Consider the following 23,781-nt stretch of genomic DNA (forward strand, 5'->3'; position numbering starts at 1 on the left):
CGCGCCTGCCCGATCAGCGCCGGTGCACGATCCGCTCGATGGCCTGCCAGACCAGCACCGGCGCGAGGCTCGCGCCTAGAACGAGCCCCCAGAGCGGCGCGCCGAGCGGGGTGAGTCCGAGCAGTTCGGCCAGCGGCGAGATCAGCGGCGGAAGCGTGAGCAGAAGCGAGCAGAGCCCGAGCGCGGCCCAGACCCACGGGTTGCGGGTGATCTCGTTGACGAAGACCCCGGTGCGGGGCGCGCGCATGTTGAAGACCTGCCAGAGCTGGGCGAAGCCGAGGGTGAGGAAGGCGACCGTGACGGTTTCCGTCGCGCTCAGCGCGAGCCCGGTATAGGCGAGCGCGAAGGCCGCGAGCGTGGCGAGGCTCATCAACAGGCTTTGCCCGACGATCCGGCGCCATTGCGGGCGGCCGAGGATCGGCTCGGCCGGCGGGCGCGGCGGCTGGTCGAGCACGTTGCGCTCGCCTTCGCCAAGCGCCAGGGCGAAGGCGGGGAACACATCCGTGATCAGGTTGAGATAGAGGATCTGCAGCGGCAGGATCGGCAGGGGCAGGGTCACCGCCAGCGCGAGGCCGACCACCAGCACCTCGGCGAGGTTGCACGCCATCAGATAGCTGGCGAAGCGGCGGATATTGGCGAAGATCACCCGGCCTTCGCGGATTGCCGAGACGATGCTGGCGAAGGCGTCGTCGAGCAGCACCATCGCCGCCGCGCCGCGCGCCACATCGGTGCCGCGCTTGCCCATCGCCACGCCGATATCGGCCTGCCGGAGCGCGGGCGCGTCGTTCACCCCGTCCCCGGTCATCGCGACGACCTCGCCCGCGCGCTGATAGGCGCGCACCAGATCGAGCTTCTCGGCCGGGGTCACCCGCGCGAAGATGCCGTGGCGGATGAAGGCGTCGCCATCGGTGGTGAGGGCCTGGATCTCGTGCCCCTCGACGACCGGGCCGTCGGAGCCGAGCAGGCCCGCATCGCCGCCGATGCTGCGCGCGGTCGCGGCATGATCGCCGGTCACCATGATGACGCGGATGCCTGCGCGGTGGCAGTTCGCGATCGCTTCGGGCACATCCGCACGCACCGGGTCCTCGAGCCCCACGAGGCCGAGAAAGACCAGCCCTTCGGCAAAATCCCCATCCGCATCGGGGGCCCGTTTCGCGGCGCAGCCCAGAACCCGCAGGCCTTCGCCCGCCATCTCGTGCGCTCGGGCGTGCCAATGCGCCTTATCTTCCTCGGTGAAGGGGCGGGGCGCGGTGTCGCCGGCGATGCGGGAGGCGGTCGCGAGCACGGTCTCGGGCGCGCCCTTGAGCGCGTAGAGATAGCCGTCCTGCGCCTGATGCACCGTCATCATCAGCCGGTGCTGGGTATCGAAGGGGCGGGTGCGTACGCGCGGGAGGCGCTTGCGCAATTCGGCGGGGGCCTGGCCTGCCGCCTGCGCGGCGCGCAAAAGCGCCACCTCCATCGGATCGCCGATGCCCTTCTCGCTCGCGGGATCGAGCACCGCATCGTTGCAAAGGGCCGCCGCCTCGAGAAGCGCCTCGGCCTCGCGGGACATTGCCTTTCCGGCCTCCGCATCGGTGTCGTGGCGCCCCGAGGGCAGCCAGAGCGCGCGGACCTCCATCCGGTTCTCGGTCAGGGTGCCGGTCTTGTCGGTGAGGATCACAGTCGTCGCCCCGAGCGTCTCGACCGCCGAGAGCCGTTCGATCAGCGCGTTCTGCCGCGCCATGCGCCACATGCCGCGCGCGAGCGTGAGCGTGGCGACGACGGGCAGGCCCTCGGGAACGGCGGCGACCGAAAGCGCGATCGCGGCTTCGACGACGAGGCGCGCGTCCTTCCCGGTGAGCCAGCCGATCAGCGCGATCAGCGCCGAGAGCGCGAGGATCACCCACAGAAGCTGGCCCGAGAGCCGGGCGAGCTTGCGTTCGATGGGGGATGTGTCCTCGCCCGCCTCGGTCACGAGCTGAGACAGATGCCCGATCTCCGTCGCCGCGCCGGTCGCGACCACCACACCCCTCGCGCTGCCCTTGAGAAGCGCGGTGCCCAAAAAGAGCATCGAGTGCCGCTCGCCGAGGCGGGCGTCGGGCGCCACCGGCTCGGGCGATTTCGCGACCGCGACCGATTCCCCGGTGAGCGTGGATTCGTCGACCTGCGGATCGGCCCCCTGGATCAGGCGCAGATCGGCGGGGACCGCATCGCCCGCATCGAGCAGGACGATATCGCCGGGCACAAGATCGCGCGCCGGCATCACCCGGTCATGCCCGCCGCGGCGCACCCGGGCGTTCGGCGTCGCGAGGCCCCGCAAGGCCTCGATCGAGCGAGTCGCCTTCAGCTCGGTCGAAAACCCGATGAAGGCGTTGAGCGCGAGAACTATCGCGATCGCGACCGCCTCCTCGATCTCGCCCAGCCAGAGCGCCAGCACCGCGGCCATGCCGAGCAGCGCGACGAGCGGGCTTGCGAATTGCCGTGCGACGAGGGTCACGAGGCCGGTCCGTCGATGCGTGACGAGGCGGTTGGGCCCGGTCTCGGCCAATCTGCGGGCCGCTTCCTCATCGCTCAGACCGACCGCGGGATCGACGCTTCGCGCCGCCAGGACCTCCGCGACAGTGCGGGCCTGATCGGGCAGGGGCTCTCTGGGCGGCTTCGTCACGTCGGGCTCCGGCTGGGGAAGGGATCGGGAAAGGGCAGGACGCTTGGGCCCACTCTAGGCGCGCGGCCGCGCGGGCGCAAAGCGCATTTCAACGGGTTACCCGTCGGACACGGCGCGGCATTGCGGCGCAGCGCGGCCCGGAGGAAGATTGCGATTTCACGCGAATGCATTACGACTGGGGCGTGATCTGGCGCAGGAGCTGACATGTCGAAGACGATCTACATTCTCAATGGCCCCAACCTGAACCTTCTGGGCAAGCGCCAGCCCGAGATCTATGGCCACGAAACGCTCGGGGATGTGGAACGCGCCTGCGCCGCTGTCGCCGAGCCCGCGGGGTTCGAGATCGCGCTTTTCCAGTCGAATCACGAGGGCGGGATCGTCGATATGATCCACGAGGCCCGCGAGAAGGCCTGCGCGATCATCATCAATGCGGGCGCCTATACCCATACCTCGATCGCGATCCTCGATGCGCTCAACACGTTCGAGGGGCCGGTCTTCGAATGCCATATCTCGAATGTCCACAAGCGCGAGAGCTTCCGGCACCATTCCTATATCAGCCCGCGCGCCGATGGGGTCATCGCCGGGTTCGGGACCGAGGGCTACGCGCTCTGCGTGCGCCGGGTCTGCTCGCTTCTGGGCGGCTGAGCCGGACGCGGCGCGACTTTCGCGCCTGAAAATCACGGACCATCACGAATTCGTCGCATGCGCGTAACAGAGCCGTTACGCGCGCGCCCTAACCACGCTTCGAAACGTGGGGGGCACATGAAGCTCGAATTCAGAAACGTGAGCAAGATTTTCGGCGAGAAGGCGGCGGTGGATGACGTCTCCTTCACGCTCGAGGGCGCCGGATTCGTCGGCGTGATCGGACGCTCGGGCGCGGGGAAATCGACGCTCCTGCGCATGGTCAACCGTCTGGGCGATGCGAGCCGCGGCGAGATCCTCGCCGGGGGCACGGATATCCTGCGCCTGAAAGGGGCCGAGAAGCGCGCCTGGCAAAGCCGTTGCGCTATGGTGTTCCAGCAGTTCAACCTCGTGCCGCGGATGGATGTGGCCTCGAACGTGCTGCATGGCCTGCTCGGGCGGCGCTCGACGCTGGCGACGCTGTTCAGCCTCTGGAACAACGAGGATATCGCCCGCGCGCTCGAGATCCTCGACCGTCTCGGCATCGCCGAACAGGCCGCCAAGCGTGCCGAGGCGCTCTCGGGCGGCCAGCAGCAGCGCGTGGCGATCGCCCGCGCGCTGATGCAGGACCCCGATATCATCCTCGCCGACGAACCCATCGCCTCGCTCGACCCGATGAACGCGCAGGTCGTGATGGACGCGCTCAAGCGGATCCAGACCGAGGACGGGCGGATGGTGATCGCCAACCTGCACACGCTCGACACCGCGCGGCGCTATTGCGACCGCGTGATCGGGATGCGCGACGGGCGCGTGGTCTTCGACGGCCGCCCCGACCAGCTCACCACCGGGGTCGCGCGCGAGATCTATGGCGCGGATGCGAGCTTCACCGAAGCCGCGACCTCGACCGCGATCGAGGGGCTGGCCCCCGACACCGAATACGCAGCCGCCCTGATGGGCGACTGAGTTGCCACCGGCTCAGGGGCGCATGACCCAGACCCCGGGCCATTTCCATAACGGGAGACGACCATGAAGACTCTGCTCGCCACTCTGGCCGTGACCACCGCGCTTGCCGGTGCCGCTTCGGCCCAGGACGTCAAGGAATTCAACATCGGCATCCTGGGCGGTGAAAACGCCCAGGACCGTCTGGCCAACAACGCCTGCCTGAAGGACTACATGTCCGAGGCGCTCGGCGTTCCGGTCAAGCTCTACGCTCCGGCCGATTACGACGGCGTGCTTCAGGGCCTGATGGGCGGCACGATCGACCTCGCGCTGCTGGGCGCCTCGGGCTATGCCAAGATCGCGATCGCGGACCCGAAAGCCGTGACCCCGGTCCTGACCACCGCGAACCCCGACGGCTCCTATGTCTATTACTCGGTCGGTTTCACCCGCAAGGACAGCGGCATCACCTCGCTCGAGGACATGAAGGGCAAGAGCTTCGGCTTCGGCGATCCGAACTCGACCTCGGGCTACCTGATCCCCTCGGTCGAGATCCCGAAAGCGACCGGCCATTCGATGGACTCGGGCGACTATTTCGGCGAGGTGAAATTCACCGGCGGTCACGAGCAGACCATCATCGCGGTCTATAACGGCGATATCGACGCCGGTGTGACCTGGGCCGACGGCCAGGGCGCTTGGGAAGACGGCTTCAACAACGGCGCGCTGCGCAAGGCCGTGGATGCGGGCCTGATCGACATGAACAACCTCGTCGAGATCTGGCGCTCGAAGCCGATCCCGAACGGCCCGATCGTGATCCGCAACGAACTGCCCGAGGACATGCGCGCGAAGGCGACCAAGGTCCTCGAAGACCTCAAGACCACCGATGCCGAATGCCAGTACAACGTGGCGGGTGGCGACTCGGCCGGCTTCGTTCCGATCTCGCCGGACTATTACGACACCATCATCGAAGTGCGTAAGAAGAAGATCGCGCAGGGCTCGTAAGCCTTTGCTCTGATGGCGGGCCGGGGACGCATCTCCGGCCCGTTCGCCGTTTCTATTCCCGGAAAGTCCCGATGTCCCTGACCGACCCGAACCTGACCGAGAGCTACCTCGCCATGACCCGCCGCAAGCGGCTCTATGGCGGCCTGATCCTCGTGGTCTTCGTGGCGCTGATGGCCTCGGGTTTCAAGGTCGCCGACGCCCGCAATGCCGGCGGCTTCTTCGACGGGCTGCACCGGATCTTCGATTTTCCCGCCGAGATCTTTTCCGAAGCCTTCGCCAAGTGGCAGAACCTGCCCTCGCGTTTCATCGACGCGGTGCCTGCGCTGATCGAGACGCTCAATGTCGCCGCGGTCTCGACCGTGGTGGGCGGCATCGGCGCGATGGGGCTCGCGGTCCTGTCCACCCGCGGGCTCGCGCCCTGGCCGCGGCTGATCCCGGTCTTTCGCCGCCTGATGGACGTGATGCGCGCGCTGCCCGAGATCGTGACCGCGCTGGTGCTGATCTACCTGCTCGGCGGCGGGCCGGTCGCGGGGATGGCCGCGATCACGCTGCACTGTTTCGGCGCGCTCGGAAAACTGTTCTCGGAAGTGGCGGAGAACGCCGATCTCAAACCGGTCGAGGGGCTGCAATCGGTCGGCGCGAACTGGTTCCAGCGGATCTGGCTGGGGGTGCTCCCGCAGGTCGCGCCGAACTGGTCCTCCTATGCGCTGCTGCGCTTCGAGATCAATATCCGCGCCTCGGCCATCCTCGGCTTCGTCGGCGCGGGCGGGATCGGCTACGACCTGAAGACCGCGCTGCAATGGGGGCAGGGGCGCTATGACGCCGTGGTCGCGATCTTCGCGCTGCTGTTCCTCACCATCGTAGCGGTGGACACGATCTCCGACAAGGCGCGCTCTCGGCTGGTGCGCGGCGGCAAGCTGAAGGAGGGCCGGCTGTGAGCCTGAGCATGACCGATATCACCGTCGCCACGCGCCACGAGGACCTCGCCCGCAGCTTTGCCCGGCGCAAGTGGCGCGCCCTCGCGGTGCCCGCGATCCTGCTGGTCTATTTCGCCTATGTCTTCGCCGCTTTCGATATCGGAGGGGTGATCGCGCAGGCCAAGCCGGACCACGCGAAGGTCCTGCTGCGCGACTTCTGGTCCTACAAGACGCAGGTCAGCCACGAGAACCGCACCGGCCAGACCGTGGTCGCGATCGAGGGCGAACGGCGCGGCACCTATCCCGCCGACGCGCCGCCCGACTGGGTGCATCGCAAGGGCGAGACCACCGCTATCGACCTGCCCGGCGGCGCCAGCGTCACCTATCTGCCCGGCACCGTCGCCCGGCTCGAGATCCCGCAATTCGGCCCCGTGACGGTGGCGCTCGACGGGCGCAAGGTCACGCTCGAACTGCCGCAGGGAAAAAACCTGCCCGACTGGATCTCGGCCTCGCGCACGCGGGTTTCGGTCGATCAGGGCGACTGGCGGTTCTCGATGACGCGCAACCGGACCGAGACCTTCCGCTACTTCCCCGGCTGGGAGCTGTTCTTCTTCACCCTCGACAGCCCGTTCCACGGCAAGAGCGTCAGCCAGCTGGTCTCGCTTGCGCTCTGGGGGCCGCGGGTCGATCCGGCGATGCCGAACATCCAGGCGATGGCGCGCGATTTCTGGAACAACAACATGTGGCACCACTCGAACGTCTTCTGGGCGATGGCCGAGACGGTGCTGATGGCCTTCCTCGGCACGATGGGCGCGGGGCTGATCGCGTTGCCGCTGGCCTTCCTCGCCGCGGTCAATTTCACGCCGCTCAATGCGTTGCGCCTCGCGCTGCGCCGGGTCTTCGATTTCCTGCGCGGCGTCGACGGGCTGATCTGGACGGTGATCCTCAGCCGCGCCTTCGGGCCCGGACCGCTGACCGGCTCACTTGCGATCCTGCTCACCGATACCGGCACCTTCGGCAAGATGTTCTCCGAGGCGCTGGAGAATATCGACGGCAAGCAGGTGGAGGGCATCGGCTCGACCGGGGCGAACGGCATCCAGCGGGCGCGGTTCGGGGTGATCCCGCAGATCGCGCCGGTGATCCTGTCGCAGCTTCTCTACTACCTCGAATCCAACACCCGCTCGGCGACGGTGATCGGCGCGCTGGTGGGTGGCGGGATCGGCCTGCTGCTGACGCAGGCGATCATCACCCAGAAGGACTGGGAAGAGGTCAGCTATTACGTCATCCTGATCGTGCTGACGGTGATGGCCATGGATTCGATCTCGGGCTGGATCCGGCGCCGTTTCATCAAGGGCTGATCCATGCCGAAACTCGACCCCGACGCGCCCCATGTCGCGCCCGATTGCGAGGTGGTGAATTCCACCTTCGGACGTTTCTGCGAACTGGGGCACGGCAGCCGGGTTCTGAACTCCGATTTCGGCGACTACGCCTATTGCGACCGCTATGCCGATATCGCCAATACCTCGGTGGGAAAGTTCGCCAATATCGCGGCCTTCACCCGGATCGGGCCGACCGATCACCCGTGGCGCAGCCCCGCCCAGCATCACTTCCTCTATCGCTCCTCCTATTATTTCGAGGGCGAAGAGGACTGGGGCGAATTTTTCGCCGCACGCGCGGCGCGGCGCTGCACGCTCGGGCCGGATTGCTGGATCGGGCATGGCGCGATCGTGAAGCCCGAGATCGAGATCGGGGCCGGGGCGGTCGTCGCCTCGGGCGCGGTGGTCACGAAGGATGTGGCGCCCTTCATGATCGTCGCGGGCGTACCTGCGCAGCCTCTGCGGATGCGGTTTTCCGAAGAGATCGCGCAGGATCTCCTTGATCTGGCCTGGTGGGACTGGGAGCACGCGCGGCTGCATGCGGCGCTCGCCGATTTCCGCCATCTCCCGATCGAGGCCTTCCTGGAGAAATATCGCGACTGAGCGCGGCTCAACCCCCGTCTGGATGGATGTCGGGATGGATGGTGAGGGCGACGCGGTCGCCCGCGAACCAGCTGATGCCGAATTCGATCGGCTCCCCCTGAAGATCGACGTTCACCGCCTCGGTGCGCAAAAGCGGCGCGCCCTCGGAAAGCTTCATCAGCCCCGCCCGGGTTGCGCGGGCAAGCGTCGCGCTCACCCGTGTCGAAGCCCGGATGTAGTCCGCGACTCCCGCCTCGCGCAAAGCGGCGGTCACTGAGGCATGACGGGCGAGCGCCTCGGGCAGGGTGGGGAACCGCGCGGCGGGGAAGATCGACCGGAACTGCGCGAGCGGCAGGCCGTCCCCGAGCGACAGCCCCTCGAAGACATGCACCTGCGCATGGGGGGAGAGCTTCAGGGCCTCGGCCTCGTCGGCGCGCGCCGGTCGGGTCTCGATCCGCAGCACCTCGCGCGAAGGCGTGCGGCCCGAGGCGGCCACGTTCTGCTGGAACCGAACCCGCCGCCCGATCGGATAATCGGCGGGCGCGGCCATCGCGACGAAAACCCCCGCGCCCCGGCGCGAGACCACGAGTTTCTCCTCTGCCAGCGCGCCGAGCGCATGGCGCACCGTATGGCGATTGACCCCGAACCGCGCGGCCAGCTGCGCCTCCGTGGGCAGTTTCGCCCCCGCCGGGTATAGCCCTTCGGCGATCTCGGAGCGCAGCGTGTCGGCGATCTGGCGCCAGATGGGTGTGCGGTCTGTCATCCAAGTTTCACTTGAGCTCGATGTCGGAATCGGGTGATATTTGTCTAGTTGTATAGGAAGCTAGACAAATCGGCAAGATGTCCAAACTGACCCCAGATCAAGAGGCGCGGCGCGCGCGGATGGGACTGCTCGCGCGGGCCAGGCCGTCCCGGCTCGCGGCGCTCTATCCCGAACTGCCCGCCCATGAGGTGCTGCGCGCGCCCGAATGCGGCGCGGTGATGGTGCGCGGGCGCGTCGGCGCGAGCGGCGGCCCGTTCAATCTCGGCGAGATGACGGTGACGCGCTGCTCGCTGAGGCTCCCGGACGGCACGGTCGGTCATGCCTATGTGCAGGGCCGCGACAAGGACCACGCACTGCGCGCGGCTGCCATTGATGCGCTGAGCGAGGCGGGGCAGGGCGATGTCGCGCCGGTATTCGAGGCCCTGCGTGCCGAGGAGGCCGAGCGCCGCCGGACCCGCGCCGAGAAGGCCGCGGCGACCAAGGTCGAGTTTTTCACGATGGTGCGGGGGGAAGACCAATGAGCGATCTCTCGGGCGGGTTCGCCCATGCTCCCGAACAGGCCGCGCGCGCCTTCCGCGCCTGCCTCGAAACGCTTGCGCGACCGGGGCAGGTTCAGCGTCTCGAAGGTGCGGCCCCGCCTGCACCGCTTTCGCCCGCGGCGGGGGCTGTGCTGCTCACGCTCGTCGATCAGGCGGTGCGCTTGCATCTGGCGCCCTCGCACGACCGTCCCGAAATTCGCGACTGGATCGCCTTTCATTGCGGCGCGCCGCTGGTGGCGGCCGAGGAGGCCGATTTCGCGCTCGGGAGCTGGGAGGCGCTGCAACCGGTTGGCCGGTTCGCGATCGGCACGCCCGCTTACCCGGACCGCGCGGCGACGCTGATCGTCGAGATGGAGACGCTCGCGCCGCCCAATGCCCGGCTCACCGGGCCGGGGATCGCGCGCGACGCCGAGGCGCGCCTGCCCGAGATCGCGGCCTTCGCAGACAATCGCGCGCGCTTCCCGCTTGGCTTCGACTGTTTCTTCACGAGCGGCGACCGGGTCTCCGGGCTGCCGCGCTCGACCAAGGTGGAGGCGCTCTGAATGTATGTTGCGACCAAAGGCGGCGAGCGCGCGATCGAGGCGGCGCATCAATGGCTGGCCGAGGAGCGGCGCGGCGATCGTGACGTGCCCGAATTGTCGATCGCCCAAATCCGCGAGCAGATGAGCCTTGCGGTGAACCGGGTGATGGCGGAGGGCTCGCTTTACGATCCCGATCTCGCGGCGCTCGCGATCAAGCAGGCGCGGGGCGACCTGATCGAGGCGATCTTCCTGATCCGCGCCTATCGCACGACCCTGCCGCGGTTCGGGGCGAGCCTGCCCGTCGAGACCGGCGAGATGGCGATCACGCGGCGCGTCTCGGCCACGTTCAAGGATGTGCCGGGCGGGCAGGTGCTGGGGCCGACCTTCGACTACACGCACCGGCTGCTCGATTTCAAACTCGCCGCCGAGGGCACGACCCCCGAGGCGCAGCGCAAAAGCGCCGACGAGACGCCCGCGCCCCATATCCTCGACCTGCTCGACCGCGACGGCTTGATGGAGCCGCTCGAGACTTCGGAGGACACGCCTTCCGATCTCACCCGCGAGCCGCTCGAGATGCCCGCGGATCGCCCGCTGCGGCTTCAGGCGCTCGCGCGGGGCGACGAGGGCTTCGTGCTCTCCCTCGCCTATTCGACGCAGCGCGGCTACGGCCGGACCCATGCCTTCGTGGGCGAACTGCGGATCGGGACCTGCGCGGTCGAGATGGAGATCCCCGAGCTGGGTTTCGCCGTCGAGATCGGCGAGGTCGAGCTCTCGGAATGCGAGACCGTGAACCAGTTCACCGGCTCGAAGACCGAGCCTGCGCAATTCACCCGCGGCTACGGGCTGGTCTTCGGCCAGAACGAACGCAAGTCGATCTCGATGAGCCTCGTGGACCGCGCGCTTCGCTGGGAGGAACTGGGCGAGGATAATACCGGCGCCCCGGCGCAGGATGCCGAATTCGTGCTCTATCACTGCGACAACATCCAGGCGACGGGGTTCCTCGAGCATATCAAGTTGCCCCATTACGTCGATTTCCAGTCCGAGCTGGAGCTGATCCGCCGATTGCGCCGCGAGGCCGGGGCGGAAGAGAGGGAGGCCGCGGAATGAGCGATCAGGCCTTCAACTTCGCCTATCTCGACGAGGCGACGAAACGGATGATCCGGCGCGCGCTGCTGAAGGGTATCGCGGTGCCGGGCTATCAGGTGCCCTTTGCGAGCCGCGAGATGCCGATGCCCTATGGCTGGGGCACGGGCGGCGTGCAGGTGACTGCGGCCTGCCTGACCCCGGAAGACACGCTCAAGGTGATCGACCAGGGCGCGGATGACACGACGAACGCGGTCTCGATCCGGGCCTTCTTCGCACGCACGGCGGGGGTCGAGACGACGACCCGCACCGGCGAGGCGAGCGTGATCCAGACCCGTCACCGCATCCCCGAGGAGCCGCTCGTCGAAGGGCAGATTCTGGTCTATCAGGTTCCGATCCCGGAGCCCTTGCGGTTCCTCGAGCCGCGCGAGAGCGAGACGCGCAAGATGCACGCGCTCGAGGAATACGGGCTGATGCATGTGAAGCTCTATGAGGATATCGCGCGCCACGGCGAGATCTCGACCGCCTATGCCTATCCGGTGCGCGTCGAGGGGCGCTACGTGATGGACCCCTCGCCGATCCCGAAATTCGACAACCCGAAACTGTCGGACAACCCCGCGATCCAGCTCTTCGGCGCGGGGCGCGAGCAGCGGATCTACGCGCTGCCGCCCTATACGCAGGTCGTCAGCCTCGATTTCGAGGACCATCCCTTCGTCGCCTCCAAGGCCGAGCATTCGTGCGATCTGTGCGGCTGCGGGACGAGCTATCTCGACGAGGTGATCACCGATGACCGGGGCGGGCGGATGTTCGTCTGCTCGGATACCGATTTCTGCGAGACCCGCCGCGCTCAGGGGCATCGGGGGCGGCTGGCTCCGGAGGAGAGGACATGAAGGATATGGGCGAGACGCCGCTTCTGCAGGTCGAGGCGCTGAGCAAGCGCTATGGCGCGCGGATCGGCTGTGCGGATGTGAGCTTCGATCTCTGGCCGGGCGAGGTGCTGGGCATCGTCGGCGAGAGCGGTTCGGGCAAATCGACGCTGCTCTCCTGCCTTGCGGGGCAGATGGCGCCCGATCAGGGCCGGGTGCTCTATCAGGGGCGCGACACGGTGGCGATGAGCGAGCCCGAGCGCCGGGTTCTGGCGCGCACCGACTGGGCCTTCGTGCATCAGAACCCGCGTGACGGGCTCCGGATGGGCGTCTCGGCGGGCGGCAATGTGGGCGAGCGGCTGATGGCGGTGGGCGCACGCAATTACGGCGCGATCCGCGAGGCCGCGACCGACTGGCTCGGCCGGGTCGAGATCGAGGCGGGGCGGATCGACGACCGCCCGCGGCAGTTCTCGGGCGGGATGCAGCAGCGCTTGCAGATCGCGCGCAACCTCGTGACCGCGCCGAAGCTCGTCTTCATGGACGAGCCGACCGGCGGGCTGGATGTGAGCGTGCAGGCGCGGCTCCTCGATCTTTTGCGGGGGCTGGTGCGCGATATGGGGCTTTCGGTGATCCTCGTCACCCACGACCTCGCCGTGGCCCGGCTCCTGGCCGACCGGCTGATGGTGATGCAGGGCGGCCATGTGATCGAGCACGGTCTGACCGATCAGGTTCTCGACGATCCCCAGGCGCCCTATACGCAGCTTCTCGTGTCTTCCGTTTTGCAGGTGTGAGCCCATGATCGAGATCGAAAACCTCTCCAAGAGTTTCACGCTGCACAATCAGGGCGGCGCGGTGATCCCGGTGATGGCGGGCGCGCATCTGCGCGTCGCGCGCGGCGAATGCGTGGCGCTGACCGGCGCGTCGGGGGCGGGCAAGTCCACGCTGATGCGGATGATCTGGGGCAATTACCTCGCCGATGCGGGGGCGATCCGGGTGGGCGATCTGGACCTCGCGCAGGCCTCCCCGCGCGAGATCATCGCGCTCAGGCGCGAAGTGCTGGGTTATGTGAGCCAGTTCCTGCGGGTGGTGCCGCGGGTGCCTACGCTGCGGGTCGTGGCCGAACCGCTCCTGTCGCTCGGCGCGGGCGAGGCGGAGGCCGAGGCGCGGGCGCGCGACCTGCTGGCGATGCTCAATATCCCCGAGCGGCTCTGGGCGCTCTCGCCCACCACCTTCTCGGGCGGCGAGCAGCAGCGGGTGAACATCGCGCGCGGTTTCGCCCATCCCTATCCGGCGCTCCTGCTCGACGAACCCACCGCCTCGCTCGATGCGACGAACCGCGAAGTGGTTCTGGCGCTGATCGAGGAGGCGAAGACCCGGGGCGCGGCGATCGTCGGGATCTTCCACGACGAGGCGGCGCGGGCGCGGGTCTGCGACCGCAAGGTCGATGTCACGGGGTTCTCGCCGCAAGCGCGACGGGGGGCGGCATGAAAGGGCGGCTGATCGCGGTGGTGGGCGCCTCCGGTGCGGGCAAGGACACGCTGATCCGTGGCGCGCTTGCGCGCGATCCGGGCCTGCACTGGGCGCGGCGCTCGATCACCCGCCCGCGCTCGGGGACCGAGCCCTTCGAGAGCCTCACCGAGGCGGAATTCGACACGCGCATCGCCGCGGACCGTTTCGCGCTGCATTGGCGCGCGCATGGGTTGCGCTACGGCGTCGCGCGGGCCGAACTCGAACCGATCGAGCGAGGCGAGACGGTGCTCTTCAACGGCTCGCGCGCCGCGCTGGCCGAGGCCGCGGCGCAGTTCCCCGCGCTGGAGGTGGTCGAGGTGATCGCGCCCGTCCCTCTGCGCGCCGAACGCCTCGCCGCGCGCGGGCGCGAGAGCGCGGCCCAGATCGAGGCCCGGATCGCGCGCAATACCGAGCCGCTTCCCGCCGCACTTCCGGTCCGGCAGGTCTGCAACGATGCCGGCGAGGAAGAGGGTGTGATCCGCTTCCTCGCGGCGCTTCATCCGGTCAGGGCGTAGCGATGGATCAGGTGGAAGCGACCATCCGCCGCCTCACCGAAGAGGCACAGATCCCCGATCACGTAGGGTCGGGGCAGATGCGGCGCGAAGAAGGCCTCGGCGATCGGCGCGAGCCGGGCGCGCTCCTCGGCCGGAAGCGGGCCGCTGAGCGTCATGTGCATCTCGAATTGCTCGAAGACGTAGGGGTATCCGAAATGCGTCAGCAGGTCGCGCTGACGCAGGCTGAGCGACTCGGGCTTGCGCTTGGCGATCTCGGCCTCGCTCAGCGGCGCGCGCAGCGGATCGAGCCGCTCCACGACAGAGCCTGCCATGGCGCGCAGCGCCGCGAGATCGCCCACCGGACGGAGCGCCAGGAAATCGCCGAGCGTCGCGACCTCCATCGCCTCGAGCCGAACCGGCGCGAGATCGTCGGACAGGGCCTCGAGCGCCTCTTCCAGTTCGGCAAGCGAGCGCTCCTCGAACAAGCGGAACGGCGCCTTGATCGTCGCGTGAAACCCATATTTGCGCGGGACGGCGGTGATCTCGCTCAGCGGCCGCGGCAGCCCTTCGAGCGCGGGGGGCGCGGTCTCGCAACCGCGCTCCGCGTCCCATCCCAGCCATTGCGCCCCGGCCTCGGCCAGACCCGGCTCGGCGGGCGCGTGATAGATTGCATATCGTTTGAACTCGTTCATGCTGGCCTCTTCGCATCCCCGCGTCACCGGGATGTGACATTTCCCCGGCAGTGCGCGAGATACAACCCTATACCACGGAGCCTCAGATGAGCGACACGATCCTTGCCAATGCCACACTGGTCCTGCCCGATGAGGTGATCCGGGGGGCGCTCGTGATCCGCGAGGGCGAGATCGCGGCGATCGACCAGGGCACCGAAGTGCCCGCGGGGGCGGCCGATTGCGGCGGCGATCTCTTGATGCCGGGGCTGATCGAGCTGCATACCGACAATCTCGAGCGCCATATCGAGCCGCGCCCGAAGGTCAACTGGCCCCATGCGGCCGCGATCATCGCGCATGATGCGGAACTGGCCTCGGTCGGGATCACCACCGTCTTCGACGCGCTCCGGGTGGGCTCGATCGGCGTGTCGGGGGCGAACCGGGCCGATTACCACGAATATGCGCGCGCTCTCGCGAGCGAGATCCTCGAGATGCGGGCGAGCGAGGCGCTGCGGATCAGCCATTACCTGCACCTGCGGGCCGAGACCTGCTCGGAGACGCTGCTCGACGAGCTGGCGAAATTCGGTCCCGAGGATCGTGTGGGCATCGTCAGCCTGATGGATCACACCCCCGGCGAGCGGCAGTTTCGAGACCTGACGAAGCTGCGCGACTATGTCTGCGGAAAGCACGGGTTGAGCGACGCGGAATTCGACGATCACGTCGCAAGCCAGATCGCGCTCAAGGAACGGCTCGGCCAGACCCACCTGGAGGCTGCAATCGCGGCGGCGGGCCGGTTCGGAGCGGTTCTGGCAAGCCATGACGACACCACTGCGGACCAGGTTGCGCAATCGGCCGGGCAGGGGGTGCATTTCGCGGAATTCCCCACCACGCAGGAGGCCGCGCGTGCCTGCCGCGCCCATGGGATCGCGGTGATGATGGGCGCACCGAACCTGATCCGGGGCGGGTCGCATTCCGGCAATGTGGCGGCGCATGAACTGGCGGAGGCCGATCTGCTCGATATCGTCTCGTCGGATTACGTCCCCTCGGCGCTCCTCTCGGCGGCGCTTCTCCTGGGCGATCTCTGGGACGATCTGGCGCGCGGTGTGGCGACGGTGACAGCGGCGCCCGCGCAGGCGGTCGGGCTCGACGATCGTGGCCGGATCGAGATCGGCAAGCGGGCGGATCTGATCCGGGTGCGGCGGATCAACGGCTCGGGCGCGCTGCGCGGGACCTGGGTGAAAGGCGCGCGGGTCGCGTGAGCTTGCGAGGGCCCCGGCGGGGCTCCGATCCCCCGAATCCCGTTGCGCGAATCTGAGCGAAATCTTTCGCAGGCTTTCGGAATGGTCGCAAATCGCAATCACAAAACCGTGAACGGACGGGGCGCCAAGGGCGCCCCGAATTCCATCCGAGCGGTAAAATTCAAGAAAATAAAGGGATCCGGAAACCGTGTGCTCGCGCCGCCGCGAGCGCACTGCACAAACGGGTCACGGCCTTGTTTTAATACTGTTACATCGACAAACTAAGCGCCGTAGCGCGGATGCCCTCCGAGGGGTCCAGATCGCCAAAATCAAATGAATCCCGCTACAGGATGGGAGGACGACATGAAGAATTTCGCACTCGGCGCGGCTATCGCGTCCGCGGCGCTCGCAGCGCCGCTTTCCGCTTCGGCGCAAACCGAAATCCAGTTCTGGCACGCCTTCACCGGCCGGCTCGGTGAGCTGGTCGATGCGCAGGTCGAACAGTTCAACGCCAGCCAGGACGAATACAAGGTCGTGGCAACGCACAAGGGCAACTACTCGGAAACGCTGAATGCTGGCATCGCCGCGTTCCGCGCCGGCGAGCAGCCCGATGTCCTGATGGTCTTCGAGGTCGGCACCGCGACGATGATGGCCGCCAAGGGGGCCATCAAGCCGGTCTACCAGGTGATGGAAGATGCGGGCGTGCCCTTCAATTCCGACGATTATATCGGTGCGGTGAAGGGTTATTACACCACCACCGACGGCAAGATGCTGTCGCTGCCCTTCAACTCCTCGACCCCGGTTCTCTGGGTCAACCGCGACATGCTCGACAAGGCGGGCGTGGCCAAGGATGCGCCGCTCACCACCTGGGAAGACGTCGGCAAGGTGCTCGACCAGCTCAAGTCCTCGGGCGTCGATTGCCCGATGACCACTGCCTGGCAGAGCTGGATCCATCTCGAGAACCTCTCGGCCTATCACAACGTGCCCTTCGCTTCGGAAGAGAACGGTTTCGCCGGGCTCGACACCAAGCTCGAATTCAACGGCCCGGTGCAGGTCAAGCATATCCAGACGCTGGGCGACTGGGCGAAGAAGGGCGAGTTCGTCTACAAGGGCCGCCGCAACGAGGGCGGTGCCGATTTCCGCGCCGGGACCTGCGCGCTCTTCACCGAGAGCTCGGCCGGTTACGCGGGCATCAAGTCGGAAGCCAAGTTCAACTTCGAGGTCCATCCGCTGCCCTATTGGGGTGACGTGAAGGGTGCGCCGCAGAACACCATCATCGGGGGCGCGTCGCTCTGGGTCATGGCCGGCAAGTCGGACGAGCACTACAAGGGCGTGGCCGAATTCCTGAACTTCCTCTCCTCGCCCGAAGTGCAGGCGAAGTGGCACCAGGACACCGGCTACCTGCCGATCACCAAGGCCGCGGCCGAACTGACCCGCGAGCAGGGCTTCTACGACAAGAACCCCGGCACCGATATCGCGGTGAAGCAGATGACCGCCAACGCGCCGACCGAGAACTCGAAAGGTCTGCGTCTGGGCAACTTCGACCAGATCCGCGGCATCATCGACGAGGAGCTCGAGGGCGTCTGGTCGGGCGACAAGACCGCTCAGGAAGCGCTCGACAGCGCGGTGGAGCGTGGCAACCAACTGCTGCGTCGCTTCGAAGCGGCCAACCGCTGATCACCTGACAACCGCCGCGGACGGGGCCATCCCGTCCGCGGTTTTCCATTTGCGAACACCGGGGCCATGGATAAACGCGTTACCTTCAAGGGCTGGCTGCTGCCGCTGCTGCTGATCGCGCCGCAGGTGCTGATCTCGGTGGTCTTCTTCTTCTATCCGGCGGGCGAGGCGGTCTGGCAATCGCTCTTCATTCCCGATCCGTTCGGCCTGTCGATGCAATATGTGGGGCTCGGGAATTTCGAGTTCCTGTTCAACGATCCCTATTATCGGGCCTCTTTCGTCACCACGGCGGTCTTCTCGACGCTGGTGACGCTGGTTTCCATGGTGCCGGCGCTGTTTCTCGCGGTGCTCGCCGACCGGCTCGTGAAGGGGGCGGGGACCTATCGCACCCTGCTGATCTGGCCCTACGCGGTGGCCCCTGCGGTCGCGGGCGTGCTGTGGCTGTTCATGTTCAACACCCGGATCGGCGTGGTGGCCTTCTATCTCAACCAGCTCGGCTATGACTGGAACCATGTGCTCAACCAGAACGAGGCGATGGGGCTTGTGGTCGTGGCCTCGTCCTGGGGACGGATCAGCTACAACTTCCTGTTCTATTTCGCGGCGCTGCAGGCGGTGCCGAAATCGGTGATCGAGGCCGCGGCGATCGACGGGGCGCGGTTCTGGCGGCGCTTCTTCACGATCGTGCTGCCGCTCCTGTCGCCCACGACCTTCTTCCTGCTGGTCGTGAACATCGTCTATGCCTTCTTCGAGACCTTCGGCGTGATCCACACGATCACATCGGGCGGTCCGCAACAGGCCACCACGATCCTCGTCTACAAGGTCTATGCCGACGGCTTCGTGGGGCAGGATCTGGGCTCGTCCGCAGCGCAATCGGTGGTGTTGCTGGTCGTGGTCGGCCTGCTGACGGTGCTGCAATTCAAGTTCGTCGAGAAGCGGGTGCATTACTGATGGCCGATATCCGCAAAGAACCTCCCCCCGGCATGGTCGAGAAGCGCGGAGGCGCGCTTTGGCTGACCCATGCGCTGATGATCGCGGGCGTGCTTGTGATCTTCTTCCCGATCTGGCTGGCCTTCGTCGCCTCGACCCACACCCAGCCCGAGATCGCGCAGGCGCCGATGCCGGTCCTGCCGGGCAGCCACCTGATCGAGAATTACAAGCGCGCGCTGTTTTCCGGCGTGAATGTTCCGGTCGCGACGATGCTGCTGAACTCGCTGGTGATGGCGCTCGGGATCGCGCTCGGGAAGATCGCGATCTCGCTCCTCTCGGCCTTCGCCATCGTCTATTTCCGGTTTCCCGGGCGGAAGTTCTTCTTCTGGATGATCTTCCTGACCCTGATGCTGCCGGTCGAGGTGCGGATCGTGCCGACCTATCAGGTCGTCGCGGGCTTCGGGCTTCTGAACTCCTATTCGGGCCTGATCCTGCCGCTCATCGCCTCGGCGACGGCGACCTTCCTGTTCCGGCAGTTCTTCCTCACCGTTCCCGACGAGCTGGCCGAGGCCGCGCGCGTCGATGGCGCGCGCCCGATGCGCTTCTTCGTCGACATCCTTCTCCCGATGAGCCGGACCAATATCGCCGCGCTCTTCGTGATCCTCTTCATCTATGGCTGGAACCAGTATCTCTGGCCGCTCCTGATCACCACCAAACCCGAGATGAACACCATCGTCATGGGCCTCAAGCAGATGTTCCCCAGCGGGGACGACATCGCCGACTGGCCGGTCATCATGGCCACGTCGATCCTTGCGATGATCCCGCCGGTGATCGTGGTGATCTCGATGCAGAAACTCTTCATCCGCGGCCTCGTGGACAGCGAGAAATAAAGGCGACCAATGGCTACCGTAGAGCTCGACAAGATCAAGAAACGCTTCGGCTCGACCGATGTGCTGCACGGCATCTCGATGGATATCCGCGATGGCGAGTTCATCGTCATCGTGGGCCCCTCGGGCTGCGGGAAATCGACGCTCCTGCGCATGGTCGCGGGGCTCGAAAGCGTGAGCGAGGGCGAGATCCGCATCGGCGAGAAACGGGTGAACGAACTCGAACCGATGGATCGCGACATCGCGATGGTGTTCCAGAATTATGCGCTCTACCCGCATATGTCGGTGCGCCAGAACATGGGGTACGGGCTCAAGATCGCGGGCATGGCGAAGGACGAGATCAACCGCCGCGTCGAGCAGGCCGCGACGCTGCTGCAGCTTTCCGACTATCTCGACCGCAAACCGCGCCAGCTCTCGGGCGGCCAGCGCCAGCGGGTCGCGATGGGGCGCGCGATCGTGCGCGAACCGGCGGTGTTCCTGTTCGACGAGCCGCTTTCGAACCTCGATGCCAAGCTGCGGGTGCAGATGCGCGTCGAGATCCGCGAATTGCAGCGCAAGCTCGGGATCACCGCGCTTTATGTGACCCACGATCAGGTCGAGGCGATGACGATGGCCGACCGGATGATCGTGATGAACGGCGGGGTGGCCGAGCAGATCGGGACGCCCCTCGAAGTCTATGAGCGCCCGGTGACGGTCTTCGCCGCGCAGTTCATCGGAAGCCCCTCGATGAATATCCTCCCCGCCGAGATCCGCGACGGGAAGGTGTATCTCGGCGAGGTCGCGATCGCTCCGGTTCAGGCGTCCGACGGGCCGGTGAGCCTCGGAATGCGCCCCGAGCATCTCCATCCCGACCCGGAAGGCCCGCTGTCTCTGCGCGTCACGCTGGCCGAGCCGCTGGGCGCGAACACGCTGCTGCACGGCACGCTCGAAGAGTCGGGCGAGGCGCTCACCGCGGCGCTGCCGGGGGTGCATGCGGCGCAGGCCGAGGCCGTGGTGATGCGGCTTTCGGTGACGCCCGAGCATATCCATCTCTTCGACCCGAAGACCGGAAAGAGGCTGGACTGAGCTCAGCCCGCGCTGATCTGGTGGGTGATCTCCCGCGCCGCCTGGCGCACCGCGTCGCCGATCTCGGGCAACCGGGCATCGGGCAGGCGCTGGACCGGGCCGGATATCGAGATTCCCGCCACGGCCTCCGCGTGAATGTTGAAGATCGGAGCGGCGATGCAGCGCATCCCCAGGGTGCGTTCTTCGTCATCGAGCGCATAGCCACGCGCCCGCACCGTTTCGAGCTGGGCGCGCAAGGTCTCGGCATCGGCGATCGTTTTCCCGGTGAAGCGCTGGAACTCGTAGCTCGCGAGCAACCGCTCGAGCCGCTCGGGTTCGTAGCCGCTCAGCAGCGCCTTCCCGATCCCCGAGGCATGCATCGGCGCCACCGTTCCGGGCGGAAAGAAGGCCCGGATCGCCTGATGCGTCTCGACCTGCCCGGCAAAGAGCACCTGGCCCTGCCGCTCGATCCCGAGATTCGAGGTCTCGCCCGTGCTCTGCATCAGTTCGCGCATCAGGGGGCGGGCGCGTTCGAAGACATTGGTATGGCGCAGGAAGCTTGATCCGATGCGGAAGGCGGCAGGGCCGATATGCCAGTCCTGTCCCTCGGGCGAAGTCTCGACGAATTCGCGCGCATGCAATGTTGAGAGCACCCGGTGCATCGTCGCGGGCGACTGGTCGAGTTCGCGCGCGATCGCGCTGAGGTTCAGCCCCTCGTTGCGCGAAAGCAGATCGAGCACGTCGAGCGCCCGGTCAAGCGCCTGGATGGTGGCCTGGGCGGGGTCGGTGTTGAACCCTTTCGGGCGGCCCTTGCGGCGGGGTGGGGCCATGAACCTGCCTCCCGTGATGCGAAAAACTTTTTAAAGCAGCATAAAGCAAAAATATATTTCACAGAATGAAAAACGTATCGCACTGATCAGGCTGGGCTTTCTTGGATTTCTTGCGCCTGCTGCGCCGTTTTCAGAAAAATATCGGCCTCTGGGCCTGCATGGTAGATCTATGCGCAGCCAGAGGAGGAGGCGTCATGATCCATCTCAATCCCGTATTCATTCCGGGCCCGACCAACATTCCCGAAAGCCTGCGCAAGACCATCGACATGCCGACGATGGACCATCGCAGCCCCGGTTTCGCCGATATCCTGCATCCCGCGCTCGAAGGGGTGAAGAAGGTGCTCAGGACCGAGGCCGGCGAAGTGTTCCTCTTCCCGTCGACGGGGACGGGCGGCTGGGAGACCGCGATCACCAACACCCTTTCGCCCGGAGACAAGGTTCTCGCCTGCCGCAACGGGCTCTTCAGCCATAAATGGATCGACATGTGCCAGCGCCACGGGCTCGATGTCGAGGTGGTCACGCAGGCCTGGGGCGACGGCATTCCGACCGACCGCTTCGCCGAGATCCTGAGCGCCGACAAGAGCCACGCGATCAAGGTCGTGCTCGCCACCCATAACGAGACCGCCACCGGCGTGACCTCGGATATCGCCGCGATCCGGCGCGCGCTCGACGCGGCGGGTCATCCCGCGATGCTCTTCGTCGACGGGGTCAGCTCGATCGGTTCGATGGATTTCCGGATGGATGACTGGGGCGTCGATATCGCCGTCACCGGCAGCCAGAAGGGTTTCATGTTGCCGCCCGGTCTCGCCATCATCGGCTTCTCCCAAAGGGCCCTGGCCGCGGTCGAGAGCGCGCGCCTGCCGCGCTGCTTCTTCGATATCCGCGACATGCGCGGCGCCTATGCGGCGAACGGCTTTCCCTACACGCCGCCGGTGGGGCTAATCAACGGGCTCAAAGCTTCGACCGAGATGCTGCTATCGGAAGGGCTCGACCAGGTCTTTTCCCGGCACAACCGGATCGCGGAAGGGGTGCGCAAGGCGGTGGCCGCCTGGGGGCTCGAGCTTTGCGCGGTTCGGCCCGAACTCTATTCCGACAGCGTCAGCGCGGTGCGCACGCCCGACGGGTTCGACGCGAACCAGATCGTGGCCCATGCGCTCAGGACCTATGGCGTGGCCTTCGGTGCGGGGCTGGGCGATGTCGCGGGCAAGGTGTTCAGGATCGGCCATCTGGGGTTGATGACCGATGGGATGGCGCTTTCCGGGATCGCGACCGCCGAGATGGCGATGGCCGATCTCGGGCTGCCGGTCGAGCTGGGCAGCGGCGTCGCGGCGGCGCAGGCGCATTACCGTCAGGCCCCGGCGGAGCTGCGCAAGGCGGTGGCCTGAGCCCGGCTCAGCGCCCCGCGCCGCCATAGCTCCGCCCCAGCCGCTCGAGCATCTCGAGGCTCTGGGAGAGCTGGTCGCGGGAGATGAATTCGTCGGGTTTGTGGGCCTGCTCGATCGAGCCGGGCCCGCAGATCACCGCGCTCATCCCGATCTGCTGGAACAGCCCCGCCTCGGTGCCGAAGGGCACGACCTCGGCCCGGTTCGCGCCGGTCAGGCGGAAGATCAGGTCGCGCGCGGCGTTCTGCTCCATCGGGAGCAATCCCGCCACCTCGCCGATCACCTCGGTCGAGATCTGCGCATGAGGCGCGATCGCGCGCATCTCGGGCAGCAGCACCTCCTCGACATGGCGCGCGATCGCCTCCTTGACGAAGTCCTGATCCTCGGGAACGACCGGGCGCATCTCCCAGTCGAGCACCGCCTTGCCCGCGATCACGTTATGGGCATGCCCTCCGCGCAGACCGCCCACGTTGATCGTGGTCTGGGGCGGGTCGAAGCGCGACGGGACCGGGGCACGCGCCATCAGCTCCGAGCGCAGTTCCAGAAGGCGCGTGATGTAGCGCGCTGCATATTCGACCGCGTTGACGCCGCGCTCGGGGGCCGAGCCATGCCCTTCTGCGCCAGAGAAGGTCACCGTGTATTCGCAGCAGCCCTTGTGCCCCTCGATCACCTGCATCAGCGTCGGCTCTCCGATCAACGCCATCGCGGGCCGCACTTCGCGCTCGGCGAGCAGTTCGACCAGATTGCGCGCGCCGAGACATCCGACCTCCTCGTCATGGGTGAAGGCGAAATGGATCGGACGCTCGGTCGCCGCGGCGCGCAGCGTGTCGAGCTTCGCCAGGCAGGCCGCGATGAAGCCCTTCATGTCACAGGTGCCGCGCCCGTAGAGCCGTCTGTCGCGCTCGGTCAGCGTGAAGGGATCGCTCGACCAGTCCTGATCCTCGACCGGGACCACGTCGGTATGGCCCGAGAGGACCAGCCCGCCCGAGACCTCCGGACCGAGCGTCGCGAAGAGATTGGCCTTGTGCCCGGTCGCGTCGCGATGGATCTCGACCCGCGCGCCCGCATCCGAGAGCATCTCGGCCATATAAGCGATCGCCTCGAGATTGCTGTCGCGCGAGACGGTGGGGAAGGCGATCAGCTCGCGCAGGATCGCGGTGCAGCGCTCGAGATCGTCCATCCGCTCACTCCTTGACGAAGAGCTGTCTGGGGACGTTGCAGAGCGGTTCGGCGGGGCCGTCCTCGCGGATCAGGATGGTCTCGGTGGTCTCGAGG

Annotated in this window: 24 protein-coding genes; 19 read left to right on the top strand and 5 right to left on the bottom strand. The window is 66.9% G+C overall.

The window, feature by feature from the left end:
* Positions 1–13: 13 nt before the first annotated feature.
* The gene (locus DW2_RS14420) at positions 14–2,644 is read right to left on the bottom strand and encodes a cation-translocating P-type ATPase (protein WP_051856099.1); all 2,631 of its coding nucleotides are present in this window, start codon (positions 2,642–2,644) and stop codon (positions 14–16) included.
* A gap of 204 nt (positions 2,645–2,848) precedes the next feature.
* Between DW2_RS14420 and aroQ the strand changes: the two genes are divergently transcribed.
* The 6 genes from aroQ to DW2_RS14450 all read left to right on the top strand — a co-directional run bounded on the left by aroQ (position 2,849) and on the right by DW2_RS14450 (position 8,099).
* Positions 2,849–3,289: a type II 3-dehydroquinate dehydratase gene (gene aroQ / locus DW2_RS14425; protein WP_038147758.1), complete on the top strand. Its 441-nt coding sequence runs from the start codon at positions 2,849–2,851 to the stop codon at positions 3,287–3,289.
* Positions 3,290–3,406: 117 nt separating this feature from the next.
* Entirely contained in the window at positions 3,407–4,228 is an 822-nt protein-coding gene (gene phnC, locus DW2_RS14430) for a phosphonate ABC transporter ATP-binding protein (RefSeq protein WP_038147760.1), read from the top strand.
* A gap of 63 nt (positions 4,229–4,291) precedes the next feature.
* Entirely contained in the window at positions 4,292–5,203 is a 912-nt protein-coding gene (gene phnD, locus DW2_RS14435; protein WP_038147761.1) for a phosphonate ABC transporter substrate-binding protein, read from the top strand.
* Positions 5,204–5,274: 71 nt separating this feature from the next.
* Entirely contained in the window at positions 5,275–6,141 is an 867-nt protein-coding gene (phnE, locus tag DW2_RS14440; protein ID WP_038147762.1) for a phosphonate ABC transporter, permease protein PhnE, read from the top strand.
* A gap of 8 nt (positions 6,142–6,149) precedes the next feature.
* Positions 6,150–7,478, top strand: coding sequence for a phosphonate ABC transporter, permease protein PhnE (gene phnE, locus DW2_RS14445; RefSeq protein WP_038147805.1), 1,329 nt, complete (start codon positions 6,150–6,152; stop codon positions 7,476–7,478).
* Positions 7,479–7,481: 3 nt separating this feature from the next.
* Complete coding sequence (locus DW2_RS14450) at positions 7,482–8,099, top strand: LbetaH domain-containing protein (RefSeq protein WP_038147763.1); 618 nt, start codon at positions 7,482–7,484, stop codon at positions 8,097–8,099.
* Between the two features lie 7 nt (positions 8,100–8,106).
* Here DW2_RS14450 and phnF read toward each other — a convergent pair whose 3' ends face one another.
* On the bottom strand, positions 8,107–8,841 hold the full coding sequence (phnF, locus tag DW2_RS14455) for a phosphonate metabolism transcriptional regulator PhnF (RefSeq protein WP_038147764.1): 735 nt from the start codon (positions 8,839–8,841) through the stop codon (positions 8,107–8,109).
* 77 nt (positions 8,842–8,918) lie between these two features.
* On the opposite strand from phnF, the gene phnG reads away from it, so the two are divergent.
* Genes phnG through DW2_RS14490 form a run of 7 tightly spaced genes read left to right on the top strand, consistent with a single transcriptional unit; the run spans position 8,919 to position 13,874 of the window.
* Positions 8,919–9,362 carry a phosphonate C-P lyase system protein PhnG gene (gene phnG / locus DW2_RS14460; RefSeq protein ID WP_038147765.1) on the top strand — a complete coding sequence of 148 codons (444 nt, stop codon included), beginning with the start codon at positions 8,919–8,921 and terminating at the stop codon, positions 9,360–9,362.
* A complete protein-coding gene (gene phnH, locus DW2_RS14465) occupies positions 9,359–9,922 on the top strand; it encodes a phosphonate C-P lyase system protein PhnH (RefSeq protein ID WP_038147767.1) in 564 nt (187 codons plus the stop codon). Before phnG ends, phnH begins: the two co-directional genes overlap by 4 nt.
* Positions 9,923–11,008, top strand: coding sequence for a carbon-phosphorus lyase complex subunit (locus DW2_RS14470; RefSeq protein ID WP_038147769.1), 1,086 nt, complete (start codon positions 9,923–9,925; stop codon positions 11,006–11,008).
* On the top strand, positions 11,005–11,874 hold the full coding sequence (locus tag DW2_RS14475; RefSeq protein WP_038147771.1) for an alpha-D-ribose 1-methylphosphonate 5-phosphate C-P-lyase PhnJ: 870 nt from the start codon (positions 11,005–11,007) through the stop codon (positions 11,872–11,874). The genes DW2_RS14470 and DW2_RS14475 overlap by 4 nt, the downstream gene beginning before the upstream one ends.
* A gap of 5 nt (positions 11,875–11,879) precedes the next feature.
* Positions 11,880–12,641: a phosphonate C-P lyase system protein PhnK gene (gene phnK, locus DW2_RS14480; protein ID WP_038147806.1), complete on the top strand. Its 762-nt coding sequence runs from the start codon at positions 11,880–11,882 to the stop codon at positions 12,639–12,641.
* A gap of 4 nt (positions 12,642–12,645) precedes the next feature.
* Complete coding sequence (gene phnL / locus DW2_RS14485) at positions 12,646–13,338, top strand: phosphonate C-P lyase system protein PhnL (RefSeq protein WP_038147772.1); 693 nt, start codon at positions 12,646–12,648, stop codon at positions 13,336–13,338.
* A complete protein-coding gene (locus tag DW2_RS14490; protein ID WP_038147774.1) occupies positions 13,335–13,874 on the top strand; it encodes a hypothetical protein in 540 nt (179 codons plus the stop codon). The genes phnL and DW2_RS14490 overlap by 4 nt, the downstream gene beginning before the upstream one ends.
* Here the strand turns inward: DW2_RS14490 and DW2_RS14495 are convergent.
* The gene (locus DW2_RS14495) at positions 13,856–14,545 is read right to left on the bottom strand and encodes a DUF1045 domain-containing protein (protein WP_038147775.1); all 690 of its coding nucleotides are present in this window, start codon (positions 14,543–14,545) and stop codon (positions 13,856–13,858) included. The genes DW2_RS14490 and DW2_RS14495 overlap by 19 nt on opposite strands.
* An 86-nt stretch (positions 14,546–14,631) precedes the next feature.
* Here DW2_RS14495 and DW2_RS14500 point away from each other — a divergent pair, with 86 nt between their 5' ends.
* The 5 genes from DW2_RS14500 to DW2_RS14520 all read left to right on the top strand — a co-directional run bounded on the left by DW2_RS14500 (position 14,632) and on the right by DW2_RS14520 (position 20,315).
* The gene (locus tag DW2_RS14500; RefSeq protein WP_038147776.1) at positions 14,632–15,780 is read left to right on the top strand and encodes an alpha-D-ribose 1-methylphosphonate 5-triphosphate diphosphatase; all 1,149 of its coding nucleotides are present in this window, start codon (positions 14,632–14,634) and stop codon (positions 15,778–15,780) included.
* A 342-nt stretch (positions 15,781–16,122) separates the two neighbouring features.
* Positions 16,123–17,436, top strand: coding sequence for a sn-glycerol-3-phosphate ABC transporter substrate-binding protein UgpB (gene ugpB / locus DW2_RS14505; RefSeq protein ID WP_038147777.1), 1,314 nt, complete (start codon positions 16,123–16,125; stop codon positions 17,434–17,436).
* Positions 17,437–17,502: 66 nt separating this feature from the next.
* The gene (gene ugpA, locus DW2_RS14510) at positions 17,503–18,384 is read left to right on the top strand and encodes a sn-glycerol-3-phosphate ABC transporter permease UgpA (protein ID WP_038147778.1); all 882 of its coding nucleotides are present in this window, start codon (positions 17,503–17,505) and stop codon (positions 18,382–18,384) included.
* A 32-nt stretch (positions 18,385–18,416) separates the two neighbouring features.
* Positions 18,417–19,253, top strand: coding sequence for a sn-glycerol-3-phosphate ABC transporter permease UgpE (gene ugpE, locus DW2_RS14515; protein ID WP_038147807.1), 837 nt, complete (start codon positions 18,417–18,419; stop codon positions 19,251–19,253).
* Positions 19,254–19,262: 9 nt separating this feature from the next.
* Positions 19,263–20,315, top strand: a complete 1,053-nt coding sequence (locus DW2_RS14520) for an ABC transporter ATP-binding protein (RefSeq protein WP_038147779.1) — start codon at positions 19,263–19,265, stop codon at positions 20,313–20,315.
* Positions 20,316–20,317: 2 nt separating this feature from the next.
* Here DW2_RS14520 and bhcR read toward each other — a convergent pair whose 3' ends face one another.
* Positions 20,318–21,124 carry an HTH-type transcriptional regulator BhcR gene (gene bhcR, locus DW2_RS14525; RefSeq protein WP_038147780.1) on the bottom strand — a complete coding sequence of 269 codons (807 nt, stop codon included), beginning with the start codon at positions 21,122–21,124 and terminating at the stop codon, positions 20,318–20,320.
* A gap of 194 nt (positions 21,125–21,318) precedes the next feature.
* On the opposite strand from bhcR, the gene bhcA reads away from it, so the two are divergent.
* Positions 21,319–22,509, top strand: coding sequence for an L-aspartate--glyoxylate aminotransferase BhcA (gene bhcA, locus DW2_RS14530; protein WP_038147781.1), 1,191 nt, complete (start codon positions 21,319–21,321; stop codon positions 22,507–22,509).
* A 7-nt stretch (positions 22,510–22,516) separates the two neighbouring features.
* Here the strand turns inward: bhcA and argE are convergent, their stop codons facing one another.
* A complete protein-coding gene (argE, locus tag DW2_RS14535; protein ID WP_038147782.1) occupies positions 22,517–23,686 on the bottom strand; it encodes an acetylornithine deacetylase in 1,170 nt (389 codons plus the stop codon).
* Between the last annotated feature and the right edge of the window lie 95 nt (positions 23,687–23,781).

The sequence above is a fragment of the Thioclava atlantica genome, assembly GCF_000737065.1.
Taxonomy (GTDB): domain Bacteria; phylum Pseudomonadota; class Alphaproteobacteria; order Rhodobacterales; family Rhodobacteraceae; genus Thioclava; species Thioclava atlantica.

Bases quoted from the DNA above. Each gene is read 5' to 3' on its own strand.
- aroQ (WP_038147758.1), top strand. From the start codon at position 2,849: ATGTCGAAGACGATCTACATTCTCAATGGCCCCAACCTGAACCTTCTG.
- DW2_RS14500 (WP_038147776.1), top strand. From the start codon at position 14,632: ATGAGCGACACGATCCTTGCCAATGCCACACTGGTCCTGCCCGATGAG.
- phnG (WP_038147765.1), top strand. From the start codon at position 8,919: ATGTCCAAACTGACCCCAGATCAAGAGGCGCGGCGCGCGCGGATGGGA.
- DW2_RS14490 (WP_038147774.1), top strand. From the start codon at position 13,335: ATGAAAGGGCGGCTGATCGCGGTGGTGGGCGCCTCCGGTGCGGGCAAG.
- DW2_RS14520 (WP_038147779.1), top strand. From the start codon at position 19,263: ATGGCTACCGTAGAGCTCGACAAGATCAAGAAACGCTTCGGCTCGACC.
- argE (WP_038147782.1), bottom strand. From the start codon at position 23,686: ATGGACGATCTCGAGCGCTGCACCGCGATCCTGCGCGAGCTGATCGCC.
- DW2_RS14495 (WP_038147775.1), bottom strand. From the start codon at position 14,545: ATGAACGAGTTCAAACGATATGCAATCTATCACGCGCCCGCCGAGCCG.
- phnE (WP_038147762.1), top strand. From the start codon at position 5,275: ATGTCCCTGACCGACCCGAACCTGACCGAGAGCTACCTCGCCATGACC.
- phnK (WP_038147806.1), top strand. From the start codon at position 11,880: ATGGGCGAGACGCCGCTTCTGCAGGTCGAGGCGCTGAGCAAGCGCTAT.
- phnE (WP_038147805.1), top strand. From the start codon at position 6,150: ATGACCGATATCACCGTCGCCACGCGCCACGAGGACCTCGCCCGCAGC.
- DW2_RS14450 (WP_038147763.1), top strand. From the start codon at position 7,482: ATGCCGAAACTCGACCCCGACGCGCCCCATGTCGCGCCCGATTGCGAG.
- DW2_RS14475 (WP_038147771.1), top strand. From the start codon at position 11,005: ATGAGCGATCAGGCCTTCAACTTCGCCTATCTCGACGAGGCGACGAAA.
- phnC (WP_038147760.1), top strand. From the start codon at position 3,407: ATGAAGCTCGAATTCAGAAACGTGAGCAAGATTTTCGGCGAGAAGGCG.
- DW2_RS14470 (WP_038147769.1), top strand. From the start codon at position 9,923: ATGTATGTTGCGACCAAAGGCGGCGAGCGCGCGATCGAGGCGGCGCAT.
- bhcA (WP_038147781.1), top strand. From the start codon at position 21,319: ATGATCCATCTCAATCCCGTATTCATTCCGGGCCCGACCAACATTCCC.
- phnD (WP_038147761.1), top strand. From the start codon at position 4,292: ATGAAGACTCTGCTCGCCACTCTGGCCGTGACCACCGCGCTTGCCGGT.
- ugpA (WP_038147778.1), top strand. From the start codon at position 17,503: ATGGATAAACGCGTTACCTTCAAGGGCTGGCTGCTGCCGCTGCTGCTG.
- phnF (WP_038147764.1), bottom strand. From the start codon at position 8,841: ATGACAGACCGCACACCCATCTGGCGCCAGATCGCCGACACGCTGCGC.
- phnL (WP_038147772.1), top strand. From the start codon at position 12,646: ATGATCGAGATCGAAAACCTCTCCAAGAGTTTCACGCTGCACAATCAG.
- ugpB (WP_038147777.1), top strand. From the start codon at position 16,123: ATGAAGAATTTCGCACTCGGCGCGGCTATCGCGTCCGCGGCGCTCGCA.
- ugpE (WP_038147807.1), top strand. From the start codon at position 18,417: ATGGTCGAGAAGCGCGGAGGCGCGCTTTGGCTGACCCATGCGCTGATG.
- phnH (WP_038147767.1), top strand. From the start codon at position 9,359: ATGAGCGATCTCTCGGGCGGGTTCGCCCATGCTCCCGAACAGGCCGCG.
- bhcR (WP_038147780.1), bottom strand. From the start codon at position 21,124: ATGGCCCCACCCCGCCGCAAGGGCCGCCCGAAAGGGTTCAACACCGAC.